This window comes from Alkalinema pantanalense CENA528, assembly GCF_050753345.1.
In the GTDB taxonomy this organism is placed as follows: domain Bacteria; phylum Cyanobacteriota; class Cyanobacteriia; order Leptolyngbyales; family Leptolyngbyaceae; genus Alkalinema; species Alkalinema pantanalense.
Window position 1 is genome coordinate 1 of the sequence record NZ_JBLZFX010000058.1, and the last position, 18,473, is coordinate 18,473.

General features: G+C 50.7%; 11 protein-coding genes. 3 read left to right on the forward strand and 8 right to left on the reverse strand.

Features of this window, described 5'->3' with window-relative positions:
- Window positions 1-710: 710 nt before the first annotated feature.
- Both ACN4EG_RS17665 and ACN4EG_RS17670 read left to right on the forward strand, forming a co-directional pair.
- Window positions 711-1,571, forward strand: coding sequence for a ParA family protein (locus ACN4EG_RS17665; RefSeq protein WP_431631399.1), 861 nt, complete (start codon window positions 711-713; stop codon window positions 1,569-1,571).
- 60 nt (window positions 1,572-1,631) lie between these two features.
- Window positions 1,632-2,792, forward strand: coding sequence for a ParB/RepB/Spo0J family partition protein (locus ACN4EG_RS17670; protein ID WP_431631401.1), 1,161 nt, complete (start codon window positions 1,632-1,634; stop codon window positions 2,790-2,792).
- A gap of 160 nt (window positions 2,793-2,952) precedes the next feature.
- Here ACN4EG_RS17670 and ACN4EG_RS17675 read toward each other — a convergent pair whose 3' ends face one another.
- The 4 genes from ACN4EG_RS17675 to ACN4EG_RS17690 form a co-directional block, all read right to left on the reverse strand.
- Window positions 2,953-3,867 (reverse strand): Rpn family recombination-promoting nuclease/putative transposase, encoded by a 915-nt coding sequence (locus ACN4EG_RS17675; protein WP_431631403.1) that lies wholly within the window; start codon window positions 3,865-3,867, stop codon window positions 2,953-2,955.
- Between the two features lie 54 nt (window positions 3,868-3,921).
- On the reverse strand, window positions 3,922-4,896 hold the full coding sequence (locus ACN4EG_RS17680; protein WP_431631405.1) for an MDR/zinc-dependent alcohol dehydrogenase-like family protein: 975 nt from the start codon (window positions 4,894-4,896) through the stop codon (window positions 3,922-3,924).
- Between the two features lie 702 nt (window positions 4,897-5,598).
- Window positions 5,599-6,534, reverse strand: coding sequence for a hypothetical protein (locus ACN4EG_RS17685; RefSeq protein WP_431631406.1), 936 nt, complete (start codon window positions 6,532-6,534; stop codon window positions 5,599-5,601).
- Window positions 6,531-7,067, reverse strand: a complete 537-nt coding sequence (locus tag ACN4EG_RS17690; RefSeq protein ID WP_431631408.1) for a hypothetical protein — start codon at window positions 7,065-7,067, stop codon at window positions 6,531-6,533. Before ACN4EG_RS17690 ends, ACN4EG_RS17685 begins: the two co-directional genes overlap by 4 nt.
- 246 nt (window positions 7,068-7,313) lie before the next feature.
- Here ACN4EG_RS17690 and ACN4EG_RS17695 point away from each other — a divergent pair, with 246 nt between their 5' ends.
- Window positions 7,314-7,898 (forward strand): site-specific integrase, encoded by a 585-nt coding sequence (locus ACN4EG_RS17695; RefSeq protein WP_431631409.1) that lies wholly within the window; start codon window positions 7,314-7,316, stop codon window positions 7,896-7,898.
- 12 nt (window positions 7,899-7,910) lie between these two features.
- On the opposite strand, the gene ACN4EG_RS17700 is transcribed toward ACN4EG_RS17695, so the two are convergent.
- The 4 genes from ACN4EG_RS17700 to ACN4EG_RS17715 form a co-directional block, all read right to left on the reverse strand.
- Window positions 7,911-9,299, reverse strand: coding sequence for a hypothetical protein (locus ACN4EG_RS17700; protein WP_431631410.1), 1,389 nt, complete (start codon window positions 9,297-9,299; stop codon window positions 7,911-7,913).
- A gap of 344 nt (window positions 9,300-9,643) precedes the next feature.
- Complete coding sequence (locus tag ACN4EG_RS17705) at window positions 9,644-12,184, reverse strand: TonB-dependent siderophore receptor (protein WP_431631412.1); 2,541 nt, start codon at window positions 12,182-12,184, stop codon at window positions 9,644-9,646.
- A 476-nt stretch (window positions 12,185-12,660) separates the two neighbouring features.
- Window positions 12,661-17,730, reverse strand: coding sequence for an amino acid adenylation domain-containing protein (locus tag ACN4EG_RS17710; RefSeq protein WP_431631414.1), 5,070 nt, complete (start codon window positions 17,728-17,730; stop codon window positions 12,661-12,663).
- Complete coding sequence (locus tag ACN4EG_RS17715) at window positions 17,727-18,464, reverse strand: COG4280 domain-containing protein (RefSeq protein ID WP_431631415.1); 738 nt, start codon at window positions 18,462-18,464, stop codon at window positions 17,727-17,729. The genes ACN4EG_RS17710 and ACN4EG_RS17715 overlap by 4 nt, the downstream gene beginning before the upstream one ends.
- Between the last annotated feature and the right edge of the window lie 9 nt (window positions 18,465-18,473).

Below are 18,473 nucleotides of genomic sequence, written 5' to 3' on the forward strand. Positions count from 1 at the left end.
TCGGGGCGCTATCGCAATCGCAGGAAGCGGTTTGGACTCCGGCTCAATTTGATTGCGGGTCTACTCAATTTTGAACTGGCACAAGCCACTTGATTCATGCAGGAGGTCTATTGATGCTTTCTCACCTCAATCACCGCAGCATTGGTTGAGGGATCGCCAAAATTTTTCGATAAATTTTCTGAGCTTTGACTATAATTTCTGGGCTTTGACTATAATCAATGACACCCGCAGATATTTTCAGACAATGTCTCCCGGCAATATTCGCCCAGCAACATGGTTCAGATGATATCTGTCAGGAAAACTGTTAAGAAAAAACTGTGGAGTAACGTTAGTCCACAATGATTTGTATCCCGTTCTCTCTACATTTTGGGGGGGATCAGGTATAGTACAACAGACTTGTTTTTGCTAAATCACGGTTCCGTTCTATGACTTGAATTTTCTCAAGTAATTCTTTTCGATCGTGACAGACGATCGTAGAATCATCATAACTACGAACCAGCGAGTTTATTCGCGATGCTCAATACTTTCGTGGAGTAACGTTACTCCACAGCAACAGCAAGCTAACTCTCCCTACTCTCTCACCCCCCTACTCTCTCACCCACCCACTCTCTCACCCACCCACTCTCTCACCCTCCTACCCCAACTTTTCCGCAGGTTGCTACAGGAGCATTCATCATTCTGACCCCTTTGCGAGATCATCACAACCCATCATGGCCGTAGCCAAATCTGGAAAACCTCAAGTCCGCATTATGATCGGCAGCAATGCTGGCGGTTCTGGCAAAACAACCACTTCGGTACACCTCGCTTATGGTCTGGGTAAGCGGGGCTATAAGGTGACGATCGTTGAGTTAGACTACTCTGGGTCGTTAAGCTCCTTTACCGGATTGCCCATGAATCCCACGGAAGATCAATCGATCGCGACCGTCCTCCACAAAGCCTTTAAGGGAAACTATCCCCTACAACCGATCTGGGCCAACAAGCTGTCAACGGTCACTGCGATTCAGGGGGGTGAGGCGATTCGTGACTGCATCCGGGAAGTGCCGATTAACGCGAGGGGCCATTACACCCTCCAGGATCGCTTGCTCGACTATCCCCTAGAGGCTGATGTTGTCATTTTTGACACGCCTGCCTCCTTGGAACCCATGGGTGTGATGGCCTTAGCTGCCAGTACTCATGTATTGTCCCCCATCAAGCCGGAGATCAAGGATGCCCAGGGGCTATTTGGCTTTTTGCGCTGGTATGACACCACGATTGAAGAATTGCGGTTACGCCCCCAACCGGAAATATTGGGATTTTTGCCAATGCGGGTCGATTATGTCAACAGTGGCACCCATCGGGATGTCCTTGGGGTCGATCGGAAGGGGAAGGCTCAAAGTAACGTTGATGTTTCCGCCACCCTGCCGGGACTTCTGGATAGTGTCGGCATCCATTGTTTTCCGCCCGTCAAGGAATCAAAAAATTATCTCCGAGCCTGCGTTGATGGGTTACCATTACCGCTCTACCGTCCAGGGCTACCGGCGGCTCAGGATTTTGATCCTGTGATCACCCGTATTATTCAGCTATTGAAGTAAGCGAATCAAGTCAGTGAACTTGAAGTGTAAGCAAATCCGGCGTTGGAAAGGAGTTTAATGATGGGAAAAGTGGGCGCAAACTTGCTGGCAGGCTTCCAAGGCGTGCGGGAAAACCAGGAACTCATTTCGCTCCGGGCACAGGTTCAGGAATTACAGGCAGCCCTCGCCCAAGCCCGATCGGGTAATTTGGATGCGCCGGAAAAGGCGGATCTAGATCAACGGATGGAGGGGCTGACGGCGGTGCTGCAACAAACCGGTGGGGTGCATGAGATTGCCCTAGCGTTGATCGATCGCGACGATGCCCAACCGCGCACCGTTTTCCCCCGAGTCACGATCCAAGAACGGATGGAAAGTCTGCGCTACCACGGTCAAAAGACGCCGATTATTGTGATTCCGTTAGAGAGTGGGCGGTATCGGCTGTTTGATGGAGAATTGCGCTTTCGATCTGCCCAGAAACTTAACTGGACAGAACTCAAAGCCGTTTTTTTGCCGGAGGAAGAAGTCACCGATGCCCGTGAGTTATTTGAAGGGCAGGTCATTACTAGCATCCATTCTCAGCGGCTCCATGATTTGGATTTGGCCACGGCCCTAGTGCGGCTAGCGGTGGAACAGCATCCAACTCTAGCGGGCCAGGAGGAACGATTTAGTACGTTACTCAATACCGCTTTGCGCCGCTTGGAACGGGAAGGCAAGTTAGCGGAACTTGCGGAAATTCGGGTGGCTGAACCCGATCGGCAAGCCCAATGGATCGAGGAAGCGGGATTTCGTGAGTTCGAGGAGCAGCAATTGTTTGCCACGATTCTGCGGCTGCAATTGAATCCTGTGTCGATCAATTCCAATGTTTTTCCATTGCTCAAGTTGGCGGAGGATTTGAAGGAAGTGATTCGCACGGAGGGTCTGGAAAGTAGCAAAGCCAGGGAGCTGAATCGCCTTTCTGCGGAAAAGTTGAACCAAACCGAAGCGAAAGCCAGTCAAATTCGTCAACAGGTAACCCAAGAGGTGATCCAAAGTCGGCTGTCGCTCAATGAGACTCGGAAGTTGGTGCAGCAAATGATTCAGGCCCATAATCCCCAACAGCGATCGACCTCCAGCCACGAACGTTGGGTCAAGAGCATTGCTGCGATCGAAGTGGAAACGATCGCTGATCCGGGTGTGTTGAAAGAGCTCAAGGTGGCATTAAAAGCAAAACTGGATGAGGTCAGCCAAGCATTGCGCAAGTAAGGCGAGCTCGTTGATCCTTGAGTCAATCTTTTACTGTGGAGTAACGTTACTCCACAAACTTGGAATATTTTATTTGAAGAGTGTTAGGGCGATCGCTGCTTGAGTCGCAACTCTCTCTTGAATGCTTCCTTCGCTATGCATTCGATCGTCATCACAGACTTTATACCTCTTGATTATCGGCTTGGAGTTGCTGCAGTTGTTCGATCGTGAGTTCAGTAATTTCGGCGATTGTCTCCAGTGATATATTCTTGCGAAGCATTTTGAGGGCGATCTCTTGTTTCTCTTCTAACTTAGCTCGTTCTTCAGCCATGCGTTCGATCGTTGTGACATACTTCATTTGCCTTGCCTCCTCAAACGCCTTTAACTCGCTCTGGAACTGCTTTTCCAACACTTCCGGCAACTTCATCAACCAGTCTAAGAAGTTGTGTAATTCCAGTATATCCTGCTCCCCATAGCCCTGGTCATACAGCATCGTCGTCAGCCGATACCGCCAAGTTTTCCTTGCTTGGGGCTGATTATGCGTCTCTTTTGTCTTCAAATGCGCCATCGTTACTACCGCAAACGGATTGCGAATTGCCGCCAAAGTGTTCCAGTCCACTTGATAATCGAGCAACTTCACGATCGGGAATCGGAAGTCCGTCGCACAGCCCCACAATTCATCTTGAAACTGCTGGGGCCGCCAAGTCTCACTTTCATCTGCCAAAATCACCAAACTGACCACCGGACAGTCATAGCGATCGCGCAAGCGGTAATTGTAGCTATACATCCTGGCTGCAAAGTTGCCTTCCCACTGACCTTGAACTTCAATATGACAGATGACTAGTGCAGGTTCACCATTTACGCGATAGACCTGCACCAATTTATCTGCATAGCGTTTAGGAACTTCTGCATCGCGCACCACCTTCTGAAGCTCTTTGTCCAAAAAGACGATCGGCTTTGACCAGTCAACATCGGTTTCGATCGTTGGGAAGAAAAACCGCAAGAAATCCCGGAAATAAACTTCAATCACCGACTTCCAGGGATTATCGTAATCTGTCTCCTGGGATTTCTTTGCCTGGTTTTTCGGGTTCGTCATAGTACAGAAAACGGATCAAAACTCCCAGATTATACAGATTTCAGGATTGTCGTCCTAAGCATTCCCCATTTCCAGCAGTACCTTCAGGGTTCCTTTTTGTTGGGCTTGGTCGAAGGCGGAGAGTCCTTGGCTGAGGGGATAGCGAGCTTGGATGAGAGGTGTGACATCAACTTTGCCCAGGGCAAGAAGATCCAACGCAGGGGCAAAGGGGCCACACCGAGAACCGACGATCGTTAATTCATCCACCACGATCGCGGACATATCCAAGCTCAATTGTCCGGCGTAGGTACTTTTGAGGACGAGGGTACCCCGAGGTCGCAGCGATCGACGCGCTGTTTCAAAGCCGCTGGGATTTCCGGTACATTCCACGGCGATGTCATAGCTTCCAGAGGCGATCGAATTGGCGGTGGCTGCGGTTACTAAGGCAGTGGCAATGCCGCGATCGCTTAAGTTGGCTAACTTGTCTGCGTGCCGACCAACGGTGAGCAACTCACAACCCGTTAATGCTAAGGTCTGCGCCACCAGTTGCCCCAGCTTGCCATCGCCTACCACAAGCACGCGATCGTTAGGCGTAATGGTTACCTGTTCCAAAATTTCCAGGGCGGCGGCGAGGGGTTCGGTAAAAGTGGCTGCTTCGGTGGAAATGGTATCAGGCACGATGTGTAAATTCTGCACCGGGAGACAGAGGTAGTCGGCAAATGCGCCGTTGTGGTTGACGATGCCTAGCACTGATCGGTTGCGGCAATGGGTGGGCATTCCCCGCTGACAGCAGTCGCACTGCCCACAGGCTGCGTTAATTTCCCCGACGACCCGTTGATGGAGTAAGTGTTCTGGCCCACGATCGACCACACCCACAAACTCATGGCCGAGGATGCCTTGGTAGGGGTAGTAGCCACGTAGCAGTTCTAGATCCGTGTTGCAGATGCCTGCCCGTAGGACTCGGATGCGGGCCTCGTTGGGGGCAGGTTCTGGTAGAGGTAAATCGTTCCGTAGCGTGAGTTCTCGGTCTTGCAGCCAAAGTCCTTGCATAGCCGTTGGTCAAAATAAATGAGTAGAAGTCAATTGCCGCTCCCAGTATCGCACGAAGCCTTTAGCCTATTGGGCTAATTTGTGGTGTAACGTTAGTCCACAGTTTTCTACGCAAATCAAGATAGTTCTGCTTGACCTATTCGCGATCGAATTTTACCCCGCTTATAGCCATCTGTAGCGGCATCCAGACTGTTGTGGTGTAACGTTAGTCCACAGTTTCTGAGTAACGATAGTTTTTGGGTAACGATAGTTTTTGGGTAACGATAGTTTTTGGGTAACGATCTGCTTACTCTACTAGGTCGTCCATGGCGGTGTCCGCTGCCTGAACAACGGGTTAATCCACGGCTTGAGCAACGCTCACTGGATGGCTAGCAAGTCATTGGAACGGCTATTTTTGCAAGCTGTTTTGCAGGGTGTTTTGTTCGGAAATTTAATCTTGCTCCCAATTCTGGTAGCCCTCTAAGGGATTTGCAAAGAAATAATATCCCCTCGTCATTCCCCTACCCTCCTACCCTTTTACTCTCCTACCCTTTCACTCTCCTACCCCTATCCAATCGGGATTTTATTGATGCGCTGTTCCCTAACCCTGTGGTGTAACGTTAATCCACAGGGTTATTCCTGTAGATTGGTCGTCGAAAATCTTGGAGATCACGATCGGCTTTGAGGATCTCAAGTGAGGATTTGAGCGATGGACAGTGGCAATTAATGCTCTAGGTCTGCTGGAGAAACCTCGATCTCTGGCTTGCGGATCTCCGTCTCCATGATTGCCTGAGTGACCCAAACTTCTGGTGAATAAAACTCGCCCCGCTGTTCTAACTGAAAGTTGCCTAGCAGTGCCCCTAGCCACACTTCAATCCAGGGCAAATTCAACATCAGCGGTAAATCTAATAGCCGAATCGCTGCGTTGTGGGTGATTAAAGAAGCTGCGATCGCCTGCGTCCAATCGGAGACATTTTCATCGTGGGCTAGTTGCAGTGCTTGCTCTTTATTCGTAATTTCAGGATTAGGATTTTCAGTTGGATAGGGGTTGAGGGAACTGCTGAGGAGTCCAAGATCGTCCTCACAATTAGCAGTTAAACTCTGTGTTTGCCATTCATCTAACAGTTCTAGGAGGGTCGATTTATCCACTGGAGCCACGATCGTATCGGCGGGTTTTGCCTTCGATTTACGCAGACGGGGTGGTGGTGGCTCGACTAAATCCGTGAGATCCAGAGCCATGGTTTGGCGTACCAGATCGGCAAAGAAATCATCTTCAACGATCGGATCTCGGTAGGCGTCCTCCCATTTCCCCATGAGCGCTTGCGCCCGCGACTCGTAAAGCTCTGCCAGTTCCAGCAACAAATCCCCCGCCAATTTCAACTGTTGAAACTGGGAAAATTGTGTTAAGACCGGATCAATTTCTGCCAGAAGCATGAGGAGATCTGTAGACTCCGGCATTCGTTTAGCAATCTGGACATTTTGTGACGCCCGAGGCCACTCCAGTGAAGGCATCAGTGAAGATGTAGGATCTGGGTTCATCTTTGCAGGATTGGTCTCGGCAGGATTGGTCTCGGCAGAATAGGTGTTCGCAGGATGGGTATTCGCTACGGTCGTATCTGCTGAATTGGCATCTAACGAATTTCTAGTCTGATCTTTCATTCGCGGCCTCCAGAACTGTAGGGATTGAGGTGCGCTCCGTGATAGGGACAAGGCCGAATGGGACATTGAGCGATCGAATGTTGAACTTGGCTGGCAAATCGTTCAAATCCAGACCGCCGACCATTCCCATAGCGATCGTATAAAGCATCCAGTAACTGCTTTGCGTAGGCTTTTACTAGGCGCGGCGGTAGGCCAAAGGTGTGCTGCGGTCCTGTGCGGGCGATCGGTTGATTCCCCATCCACAGTTCCGCATAGAGGGCATGAATTACCACCTCATCCTGTACCTGACGCGGCTTGTCTGCATAGGTGTGCAGCACCACATAGGGCATAACAGGCAACGGTACGGTTAACTCGGCAATGGCGGCTTTTTGTCGCTTCTGATCCTTGCCTTTGCGGTAGTAGGAACGCCGACTGTGACAGATCTCATCCTTCCAGCAGCCATCCCCACCCAAGGCTGCATCATGGAGAGTTCGGGCTTCGTTGGCCGAAAGCAAGCTACAAGCCCAGCATTTTTCGTTGGTTCGTCGTCCCATGCTTTTCCCGTCGGATTCGTCACCCCAGAAGTGGTGCAGAAAGGGTGCTCCACGCTAGGGCCTAGTTCATCTTACTGCTGGATTATAGAATCGAGTCAGTTATTTTCTTAGTTAATTCTGATATAGATAATTTAAGTTATTAGACTTAGATTATTATCAGATTATTTAAAAACCCTGGAAAACCCTTGGATAATTTGCTTAACAACTGAGACTTAGCGTGGATCCTCAATAGTTACCCCGATCGCCATGCAATATTCTGAGCTTCCCGACGCTGAACTTCCTGGCGCTGAACTTTCTGGTGCTGAATCTCCCGACACTGAATCTCCCGACACTGAATTTGCCAAGAGTACACCTGAGGCGACTGTACAGGTTGCAGCACGTGGGAGAAGCGCAGACGCCATTTTACCGATCGTGATTATTTCGTTAGAGGAGGATGCCAGCGGCGAGATCGCGCCATCGTCGGATGTGCTCGTAACGTCACCAGAGCCGCACCTGCAACTGATTGAGCAATTTCTTCAGGCAAAAGCCGCTGGCAGCACCCAAAAAGCCTACCGCCACCAACTCATGAAATTTGTAACCCATTTGGCCGCGATTGATAATCCCCTAAATCCCAAGGAAAAACGGTCACAAGCCTGGGAGACCGTGACCGCTGACGAGATTCGCAAATATGTCATTGTTCTGCGCCAAGCGGGGCAAAAGCCCACCTCCATCAAGCAAGCCCTCAGCGCGATTCAATCGTTTTATAAATGGCTACGGCAACAGGGCCACTACCCTGCCACCCAAGCCTTGCCCACGGATTTAATCGATCGGCGTTTCCTCGATCGTCGATAGGAACGCAATAATCTACGGGGCGGTAGGTTCTGGTGCAGGTTCCGCCGCAGGTTCTGGAGCGGGTTCTGGAGCGGGTTCTGGTGCAGGCTCTGCCGCAGGTTCTGCCGCAGGTGCAGGTTCTGCCGCAGGCGCAGGTTCTGGTGCAGGTGCAGGTTCTGCCGCAGGTGCGGGTTCTGCCGCAGGTTCTGGAGCGGGTTCTGCCGCAGGCGCAGGTTCCGCAGATGGGGCAGGCTCAGCCGCAGGGGCGGGGACGATCGGAGGGGCTGAGATCGGGAGCGAAATTCCACCCGCTGGAGCCGTGGGTTCTGCGGGACGGGTATTTTCAGCAGTCGCAGGGGCATTTTGACGTTTTTCAGCTTGCCATTGCCGATCGAGATCCTGCGTTAATGCTCGGTTGCGTTCTGCTTGCTGCCGCTCCTCGGCGCTCAAGTTGTTGTCTTCAAACTTAAAACGAATAGGCCGATCGCGCAGTTCTGCGGGACGGGATTCCAACTGCCGCCGCAACTTATCCATCAATTGTCCTTTCGCGTTTTCAAAAGCAGCGTCCAGTTCCTGATCGCCACTGGAGCGCACCTGCTTGATATCGACCAAGCGACCTTTATCGTCGTAAACCGGCATAATGCGAGGGCGATAGCCTGCCAGCACCCGTTTATTTTGTCTGCGATCGTAGGTGATGCCATCGTAGTTAGGCTTGGGCTTGGGCTTGGCAGGCTTTTGCGTTGCCGGAACGATCGCGAGGGGTTGGGTAGAAGGTTTAACTTGGGGCTTTGGTGCGGGGGCTTTGGCGATCGGGGCAGTGCCCTTGCCTTGGCCGTTACCACTGCCAGATCCCTTTCCAGCACCATCGCCACCATTGCCGTTTGCCTGTCCCCCGGTGCCTGTACCTAAACCAGAATTCTTAAAAATTCCCCGTTCTTGGGGTGTAGAAGGCTTGGCGGGAGCGGGTTTGGTGGGCGTTTGTGGAGTAGATGCAGATGTGGTGGGTGTCGGTTTGGGCTCTTCTTGTAAGTCCCGATCGGTAATTTCTGGAGCCTCCGGTACTTCCGGTGGGGCTTCGGGCTCTGCAACCTGGGGTTCCGGTTCCAAGGTCGCAACTTGTAGCATTTCATCGCCGCCACTGCTGCCCCCAGCTTCCTCTGGCTCACTGAATTCGCTCATGGCTAGCTCTTCCGGCGCTGCCAACTCATCGGATTCTTCAATGACAATTTCCTGTTCCGGCTCTTCCACAGGCGGCATTTGCGGGATCGTCGGCTTCAGGTAAACTAAGGCGATCGCAATTCCATGAATCAGCGCCGATCCGCCAAACGCGATTAACATCAAGCGTTTTAGCAAAGACTGATCCCTCAGCCGTTGTTCGCGGGCGCTGGTGGAAGAAGGATTGGGAGCAAGAGAAATCAGCATAGGGAATGAGAAGAATTGTAGCAGCCAGCTTTCAGAATCACATCTCGATCGAGCAGTAGGAATCTCGAAAAAATTGTCGATCGCCGTAGCTCTGATCCCCCACATCTCCCCGATTCCCAATCAACTTGCAATTTGGACCCATAACTCTCCCCAAAATCTCCCTTATTAAGGGGGACTTTACAGAAGAAGGGATGAGCTATGGGTTTGAAGGAGGGTAGGGTTTTAGGGGCAAAATATTGAGAAGTAATCTCATTAAGTTAAAACACCCTGTATGGTAAACGATCTCAGGATCAGTTTCAACCCATTTTCTGTGAATTATGTTTACCTGACTTTTGAAACTGTACCTAGAATTGCACTGAGAACGAACCAATCACAGTAAAGGGTTCGCCAAAGTAATTTCTAGAAGCCCGTACATTTTGTACCGACTCAATGTAATTCACATTGCCGATGTTCTTGAAATTCAAGCCCAGTCGCCAGTTATTGCGCCGATAGAAAATTGCGGCATTGGTCACAAAATAGCCATCCGCTTGGTAGCTGTTATCCAAATCCCCCTGGCGATCGCCCACGTAATTAAATCCAACGCCAATGCCCAGCCCTTGCAAGCTGCCCTGCTGAACTTCATAGGTCGTCCATAGGCTGGCACTGTGCTCCGGGACACCAAACAGACGGTTTCCAATCAAGCTGGAATCACTGTCCTGGGTGACTTCTGCATTGATGTACGCATAGGATGCAATGAACTTCCAACCGGGGAGAATTTCACCCGCTAGATCCAATTCAACCCCTCGACTGCGCTGCTCCCCGCTGGAAATGAAAGACAGCGGAAAATCGGGATCGGGAACGGCCACATTTTGTTTTTTCACATCAAAATAGGCCAGGGTTGCCAGCAGTTTCTTGTTAAACAATTCTGTTTTCACCCCAACTTCCCAACCTTCGCCCCGTTCCGGTTCCAAGGGATCGCCATTCACCGTTGTATTGGCGCTGGGGGTAAACGATCGGGAATAGCTGCCATAGAATGACAAGGATTCCGTCGGCTGGTACAGGATGCCAAAGCGCGGCGTCCAAGCGGTACTGGTAATTTCAGTTTCGTTGGCATCAACCGCCAAACCGGGTAAGGCTTCTGCCTTTTGGGTTACTGCATCGTAGCGCACGCCTAGAAGGAGCTTCAGGTTTTTCTGAATGGCAATTTGATCTTGTAAATAAATCCCTAATCGATCGGACTTGAGGCTACGTCCTCCAAAGTCAAATAAATCCGCTTCATTCGGTTTAGCCAACTGACCGTATACAGGATTGAAAATATCTAAGGTTGTCAATGTGGTGGGATCGAGCACCGAAAATTCTCGGGTGTCACTGTGGTTTAAATCCACCCCAAACAGCAAAGTATGTTCCAATCCGCCCGTCGCAAACTGACCCACCACATTGGTTTGCATCGTATAGGAACGGCTTTCCCCTTCCTGGGACGCATAGAAGCGATCGACGAAACCCGCATTGTCTACGAACAGCGGCAATGCGATGACGTTGTAGTCATAGCCATAGAAGGTATAGCGGAAAGCATTGCGAATCTTCCAATTGGGGTTAAACCGATGTTCTAAGTTATATCCGACATTAACGTAATTTGTAGAAACATTATCATCCGGCTCATTGACAATTTGTTCACGACGAGTATTGCCGACCTTGTTACCCACTGCGGCAATCCCGAGATCCGCAGGCCGATCTTCACTCAAATATTCCAGTGATAAATTTAAATCCGTCTGGGGATTTACTTTGATGGCTAAGGTCGGTGCGACGAACGATCGAATAATGTTTTTTTCGTAATCGCGAAACCCATCGTTGTTTTGGAACAGTGCATTAAGGCGATAGAGAACCGTTCCCTCGGAATTCAATGGCCCGGAGAGATCCAAACGAGGCTGCACAAAATTACGCCTCCCCAGTTGCAATTCCAATTCCGCAAAGGGGTTGGCTAACGGTTTTTTGGCAACGAGGTTCAGTACGCCTCCGGGCTGAATTTCCCCGTAGAGAATGGAAGCAGGCCCCTTGAGCACTTCCACCTGTTCTAAATTGGCCACTTCTGGAGTCGCCTGTGAGAACCCGTAGTTCCGGAAGCCGTCCCGCAGCACGGGGGCATCATCAAAACCCCGGATGCTAAACCGACCGCCCCGACCAAAGTTTTCCCCGGAAAAGGTGACGCCACTGACGTTGCGGGTCACTTCTTCTAGGCGGGTTGCTTGCTGATCTCGAATGACATCCTTGGGCACGACCTGAATCGACACGGGGGCATCGAGAATCCGAGTGTCCGTTCCGGTGGCGGTGGAGGCACTGGGGACTCGGTAGCTGGGAGCTTGGTCGGCAGTAATGACAATTTCTTCTTCGCCTTCATCTGTGGGGGATGCTTGGGCGATCGGGGCATTGGATTGCGTCTGCACCGTGACGATCGGTAGAGTGGTTTGGCCGATCGCACGAATTTCAATTTGATTGTTCGACCCTTGGCGAATAGTGATTGACTGGATGTTAGCTGTGGGATTTTCAACTTGAAAGCTTTGACCATCCTGCAGTCTCAAAACTGCATTGGGGATTTCTGCAATAAATGTATTGTCTTCGTTGCGTGTTTCTGCCTGGAGTTGTCTGGTTTGTGCCGTAATCAGCAGAATTTGCACTCCAGTTTCCGTTGGATTCACCTGCACATCCGTCACAGCAATCACTGCGGCCTGCTCTGTCTGCGCTAGAAGTTGTTGCGCCTGGGTTTTGGTTCCTTTAAGATCCGTCAGCCGATGGACAGTAGGGGTGGATGAGTGGGAGGAACTGGTTTCCGTTGCTCCGCTGGGAGAACTCGCGAGCAGCGCGATCGCGCTTACTAAACCTAAAGCTGTTACACGTTGGTATCGATTCATGACATTCCTCATGCAAAACGTAATGGGAGCGGGCATCAAAATTTCAGTTGCCGGAATCACTACCGAATCATCCCGAGGGATCATCCCATAGGTGCCTTGTCGCAACCCCAGATCAGCTCACCAGTCTTGCAAATTTCTTTCATTAATAGGCCACAGTAGAGGAATTTGTTGATGCTGTCAAGCAATAAATTATGCCAAGTTAGAGGCAATAGAGCAGGATGATTGGGCGAAATTCCACGATCGGTTTGCCAGCGAATTCTATGTTGAATCGCTGAAAACTTTGTTCTAAAAGGCTTTGAGAATTGCAAGTTCCTAGAGGAAGTTGGGCAATGGCTCGATCTGGCCTGTCTGTGCTGATTAAGTTTTTGATATAGATTCTCAATATTGCTCTTCGTTCAGAGTTTGTAGTACAAGACTCCCCCCTCAGATTTCATCAGATTTCAATTGAGTAGTACAAGATTTATTGCGGAACAAGATTACACCGTACCCTGCACAATCTGCATGAGGGGTGTCTGAGGCTCGGCGATCAAGTGCCGTAAAATCCGTTGGTAATGTTCAAATAATTCTGCCATCCCCGTTGGTGTAAACAGCTCCACACTGTAGTTCACCGTAATGCTGAGGGTCTGTGCCGTTTCGATATAGATTTCCAGAGGGGTTTCATCGGAACTAAGTTCGGATTCGATCTCGGCCCATTCGCGCTGTTTGGTTTGCATATCGATCACCTCCCAGGCCGACGGATTCGCGTTGACTGACTCCTGAACCGCTGTCGTGTGGGTCACACTGGCCATCAGTACTGCGGGAACCACCGACGGTAGCCGAGACTGCATCTGTTCCATCACCCAGCCGATTGGCAAGTCCTGGTGGGCGATTGCGTCATTTACCTCCGTTTGCAATTGTTGTACCCACACCGATCCCGGTAGTGTTGGCAAAAGTTGCGATCGCACAATCACATCGTTGATAAAGCAGCCAATCATTCGTTCGGTTTCCGGTAAGGTGCGATTGCCCACCGTCAGAAAGATCCAAAGCTCCTGCTGTCCTGTCCAGGCGGCTAGAGCCAACTTCAACACTGCCAACAATAGGCCAAAGCGGGTAACTTTTAATTGCTGACTCAACGCCGTGACGGCAGCGGTCAGCGGTTCCGGGAGTTGGGTAAAGGCGTGCCGCGATCGCCGACTGCGGGGTGGCTGTGAGGGGAACGACGGGGGCGCGATCGTGGCCTCCCGGTTACGCCATTTTTGTTCCCAATGCTGAAGCTCCTGGGCGATCGTGGCTTCGCTGTAAACCTGACGCTGCCATTGGGCAAACGCTGCATACTGCCATTCCACGGGCGGCAATGGGGAAGGACGACCTTGGGAAAACGCTGCAATTAACGTTTGCAACTCCTGCAATAAAATACCAAAGGACCAGCCATCGGTAATGATGTGATGTAGGGTGATCAGCAACCAATGCTCGGTGGGAGCCAGTTGGAAGCGGGCCACGCGCCAAAGGGGAGCCGTTGCTAGATCGAAAGGTTGCTCCGAAAGTTCGATCGCATGGTTTAAGGCAGTGGTTTCGAGATCGGCTAAAGGCAAGGTTTGTAAGTCAAAATCCTGTACGGTGAATTCCAATTCCGGCAAAATTACCTGCCTGGGTTGACCCGCGATCGCTGGAAAGACTGTCCGCAAAATGGCATGGCGACGGATCAATTCATTCACACTTTTTGCTATAGTGTCTCGCGTTAAGTCTCCCCGGAACCGTAACGTAATTGAACTATTCCAAGCCGCGCCATTGCTGCCCGAATGGTGCAGTTCCCAAATGGACTCCTGGAAAAAGGAAAGCACGATCTCGGATTGAGCCGATTCATCGATCGTGCGGAATGGCGGACGGGTGGGATGGGTGAGCGGAATTGCTGGATTGTTTTCTCTGGAATGATCTATAGCATTCTCTACAAGCGGCTTCTGAGCTTGCTGTAACGTTGTAACTCGCTGTGCTAGACCTGCCACTGTGGGAAATTCAAACAGATCGACGATCGATAACTTGACTCCCAGGACTGGAATCAATCGCGCTAATAGTTTGGTGGCTAATAACGAATGACCTCCTAATTCAAAGAAATCATCGTGAATGTTAACTGGCTTGTCATGATCCTGTTCTAAAGGCAACACCTGGGCAAATGCTTGGGCGATCGTGACTTCGAGATCCGTGCGAGGTGCCACCAAGGTTTCTCCACGATCGATGCGATCGAAAACAGGTTCCGGCAAGCGCTGACGATCGAGTTTACCGCTGGTGTTTAACGGGAGTCGATCCAGCGGAACGAATGCTGCGGGGATCATATATTTGGGCAACCGTTTTTCCAAAAATTGTCGGAAATCACGGCTGGAAATCGCCGCACGATCGAAGCCTACAGATTTTGCTGAATCAATATTTCGAGGTACCCAATAGGCGATCAAACGGATATCTCCCGATGCATCTCGCCGATCGAGAATCACCGCTTCCTGCACTACGGGATGTTGATTGAACACCGCTGCAATTTCGTCTAATTCAATCCGAAAACCCCGCACCTTAACCTGATTATCGATGCGTCCCAGAAATTCCAGATTGCCATCCGGCCAATAGCGCACCCGATCGCCTGTTTTATACAGCCGCGCGTCGGGAGTGGAACTGAAGGGATTGGGAATAAACGCCTGCGCCGTCAACGCGGGTCGATTTAGATAGCCTCGGGCGACCCCCGCCCCGCCAATGTAGAGTTCACCGGGGACGCCGATCGGAACAGGCTGCAATGCTGGGTCTAAAACATAGGTGCTCGCATGGCGCACAGGTCGCCCGATCGGTAACTCCCGCCCCACCCAGTCCGCTGGATTAAGACCAGTCAGATCTGCCGTCGTGGTTACGATCGTGGCTTCCGTAGGACCATAGCTATTCACCAGTCGAACCTGGGCAGGAACCTGTTGTTGCCAGAGCATCCAGCGATCGACCAGTGCTTTTTCCCCACCAATGATGACTAACCGCAGTGAATCTGCTAGTGAGTCTGCTAGCGATCGGTTTAGCGTTGCTTGAGGTGTTACTAAATCTGAGGGTACTGAATTTAATGGCGTTACCATTTCTGTAACCAGTTGGTGCCAAAAAGCTGTGGGTAGGTTGAGGACGGTAATGCGCCAGTCCCAACAGGTTTGTAAAAACTGCGCCATGGAACTGAGCATGGCTTCCGTGCGTAATACCAGTGTCGCCCCCTGCACCAAGGTGGGGTAAATTTCCTCCGCCGCTGCATCAAAACTCAGCGAGGCAAACTGCAAGCAGCGATCGTGGGCTGAAATTTGATAATTCTCAATGGCCGATGCGGTGTAACTCACCAGCGATCGGTGTTCCACCATCACGCCCTTGGGGGTTCCGGTTGATCCGGACGTGTAAATCACATAGGCCAAAGCATTAGGTTGTACCGGAATGGCTAAATTCTCCGATCGTGCCGCCGCAATCCTAGGCCAAGCTGCGTCTAAATCCACGATTTGGGTTGTTGGAAAGTCCTGGGGTAATCGTGCGGTTAGATGGGCTTGGGTCAGCAAAACTGCCACCTGAGCATCGGAGACAATCCAAGCTAGGCGTTGGGTCGGTATCTGGGGATCTAGGGGCACGTAGGCTCCTCCGGCCTTGAGGATGCCCAACAGTGTAACTATCATCAATCCCGATCGATCGACCCATAACCCGACTCGACTTTCTGATTGAATGCCCAGCGTTTGCAAATAACGAGCCAGTTGATTAGCTTTTTGGTTAATTTCAGCGTAGGTTAATTGTTCGGTTCCCCATTGAACTGCAATAGCATTGGGCGTTTTCTCTACCTGCTGTTCTAGCCAATGGTGAATGCAATCCTGGCTAGGTTGCGAGATCGTGAGTAAATGCCATTGCAACAATTGCTGTTGGTCTTGGGAAGTCAGTAATGGTAAGTGGTCGATCGCTTGGTCAGGATCGGCTACAATGCCCGTCAGCAAAGTCTGAAACTGATCCAGTAACCGCACGATCGTTGCTTTATCAAAGAGATCGGTATTGTATTCCAACTTGCCAATCAATCCATGATCCGATTCCACTAAGTGAAAGGTCAAGTCAAACTGTGCGGTGTGGTTATCAATGCGCTCGTGCTGTACGGTGACTCCCGGTAGTTCGATCGTTTCGATCGCAAACGTATTCTGCAACACTAACATCACCTGAAACAACGGCGCATAGGCAAGGCTGCGCGACAGTTGTAACTCATCTACGAGTTTTTCAAAGGGTAACGTCTGGTGAGCCAACGCACCCAAGACCGTTTCCCGCACTCGCTGCAAGAGGGTTCTAAAACTGGGATGACCGGATAAATCCGTTCGGAGGACAAGGGTATTGATAAAACAACCGATCAGGGGTTCGACTTCCGGTTGCTGGCGATTGGCGATCGGTGAGCCAATGAGAATATCCTCCTGGCCGGTATAGCGAAACAGCAAGGTTTGTAAGGTAGCCAGCAGCGTCATAAACAACGTGGTTTCTGTCTGCTGGCCTAGGCGTTTGAGGCCGTCAGCAATGGACTTGGAAAGGTTAAAGGATAGGGTTTTGCCAACAAAGGATTGGCTTTCTGGGCGGGTGCGATCGCTGGGTAACGTTAAGCGATCGGTGGCTTGGTCTAAGTTTTTTTTCCAGTAGGCTAAGTCAGCATCAAAGCCATGGTTTTGGAAGAATTGTCGCTGCCAGATCGTGAAATCTTTGTATTGTACGGGTAAGGGAAGCAAGGGCGATGGCTGTCCCTGGGAAAAGGCCGCGTATAAGGCGCTTAACTCCCGAAAGAAAACCCCGATCGACCAGGCATCAACGGCAATGTGATGGAAGGTGAGGAGCAGCATGAATTCCCTAGTACTCAGTTGTAGTAATGTCGATCGCAATGTTCGATCGGTCGCTAAGTTAAAGGGTTGACAAGCCTGTTCGAGGGAATATTGCTGGACGTTCGATCGCTGCGTTTCTGGCTCCAGTGCTGTCCAATCCAGCACGGTCAACCGCCAGTCTTCAATGCCTTCGACGGTTTGATAGAGTTCGCCATTCACCATTTGCACCGTCGTTCGTAGGACTTCGTGGCGTTGCAGAATCGTTTTTAGGCTATCTTCCAAGGCAGCGAACTGAAGATCTCCTGTGATGTGTAAGGCGATCGTGATGTTATTCGATACCGCACTTTGTAGCCCTAACTGATCCTGAAACCACATGCGTTGCTGGGCAAAGGATACTGGTAATAACCAACGTCCAAAAGTGTCTTGCTGTCCAATTTGGGCACGATCGTAGTGCTGAATTTTCCAAATGTTCGCAGTTGTATTGGCCTGCGAGTTGGCTGGTTTGTTGGTGGTGAGATCAGTTAAGAGATCTCTTTTCTGATCAGATTTCTGCTTCAACCTTTGCTGAAGTAAGGCTTGTTGTTCTGGTGTTAAAGCTGCAATCCGTTTAGCAAAATCCCTATTGGTATTTTGATTTTCTATTGCACTATTTTCTGATGCATCGTTTGAAATTGGGGTGTTTACTAATTGGCCATTCGCTAGGTTGTTTTTCGCAATATCATTCATCTTCATACTTGTTTCTGTTCTGCATTCTCTGTTCCACGCTGTACTAGCCAACCTAGCGCCGCCATTGCCAAACCACTGTACAAACCGAAAATTGCCACGATCGACCAGTCTGCCAGCCACCAATGGAAACCGATCCCTTCCCCTAACCAAAAGGTTCCTAACGCACTGAGTAGAATTCCTGCACCTAACTTAATCAGGACTTCGGGCACTTGAAGTAAATATTGGTGTAACCCAACGACAATGATGATTGCAAATCCGAGGGCGATCGTGGTGCCGACTAGCGCTTCTAGCCAAGCTTGGGAAGTTGATCCCAGCGTTACCACCAGAATGGCCACTTCGAGCGCTTCTAAAACGGCACTTTTTAGCATGGCTACAAAATTGAAAATGCTAAACCCCAAGGCTTGTGGCTCTAATGTAATTCCTTCTGCGGCCAACGGATCGTCAGACATCCAGCCCGATCGTCGTCCCTGAGCCTGCCGTTGGAGCGACTTATTCACCCACCGCAGTCCTAACCCGAGCAAAATTGCTCCCACCAATCGTTCCAACCACTGAAGGGGAATCCAGAGCAAAATCTGACCCAAGGGCACGGACAAAAGAATCACGAGCAAAATACCCCCCAAACTGCCTAGGAGTGCTTCTCTGGGGTAGCCCGATCTCGCGATTGCGTAGGCAATCACTGCGATTTCTAAAAAGTCGATCGCGGCTCCGCCGGTTGCAGCTAGCAAAATACTTCCGTTCATTGCCGACTC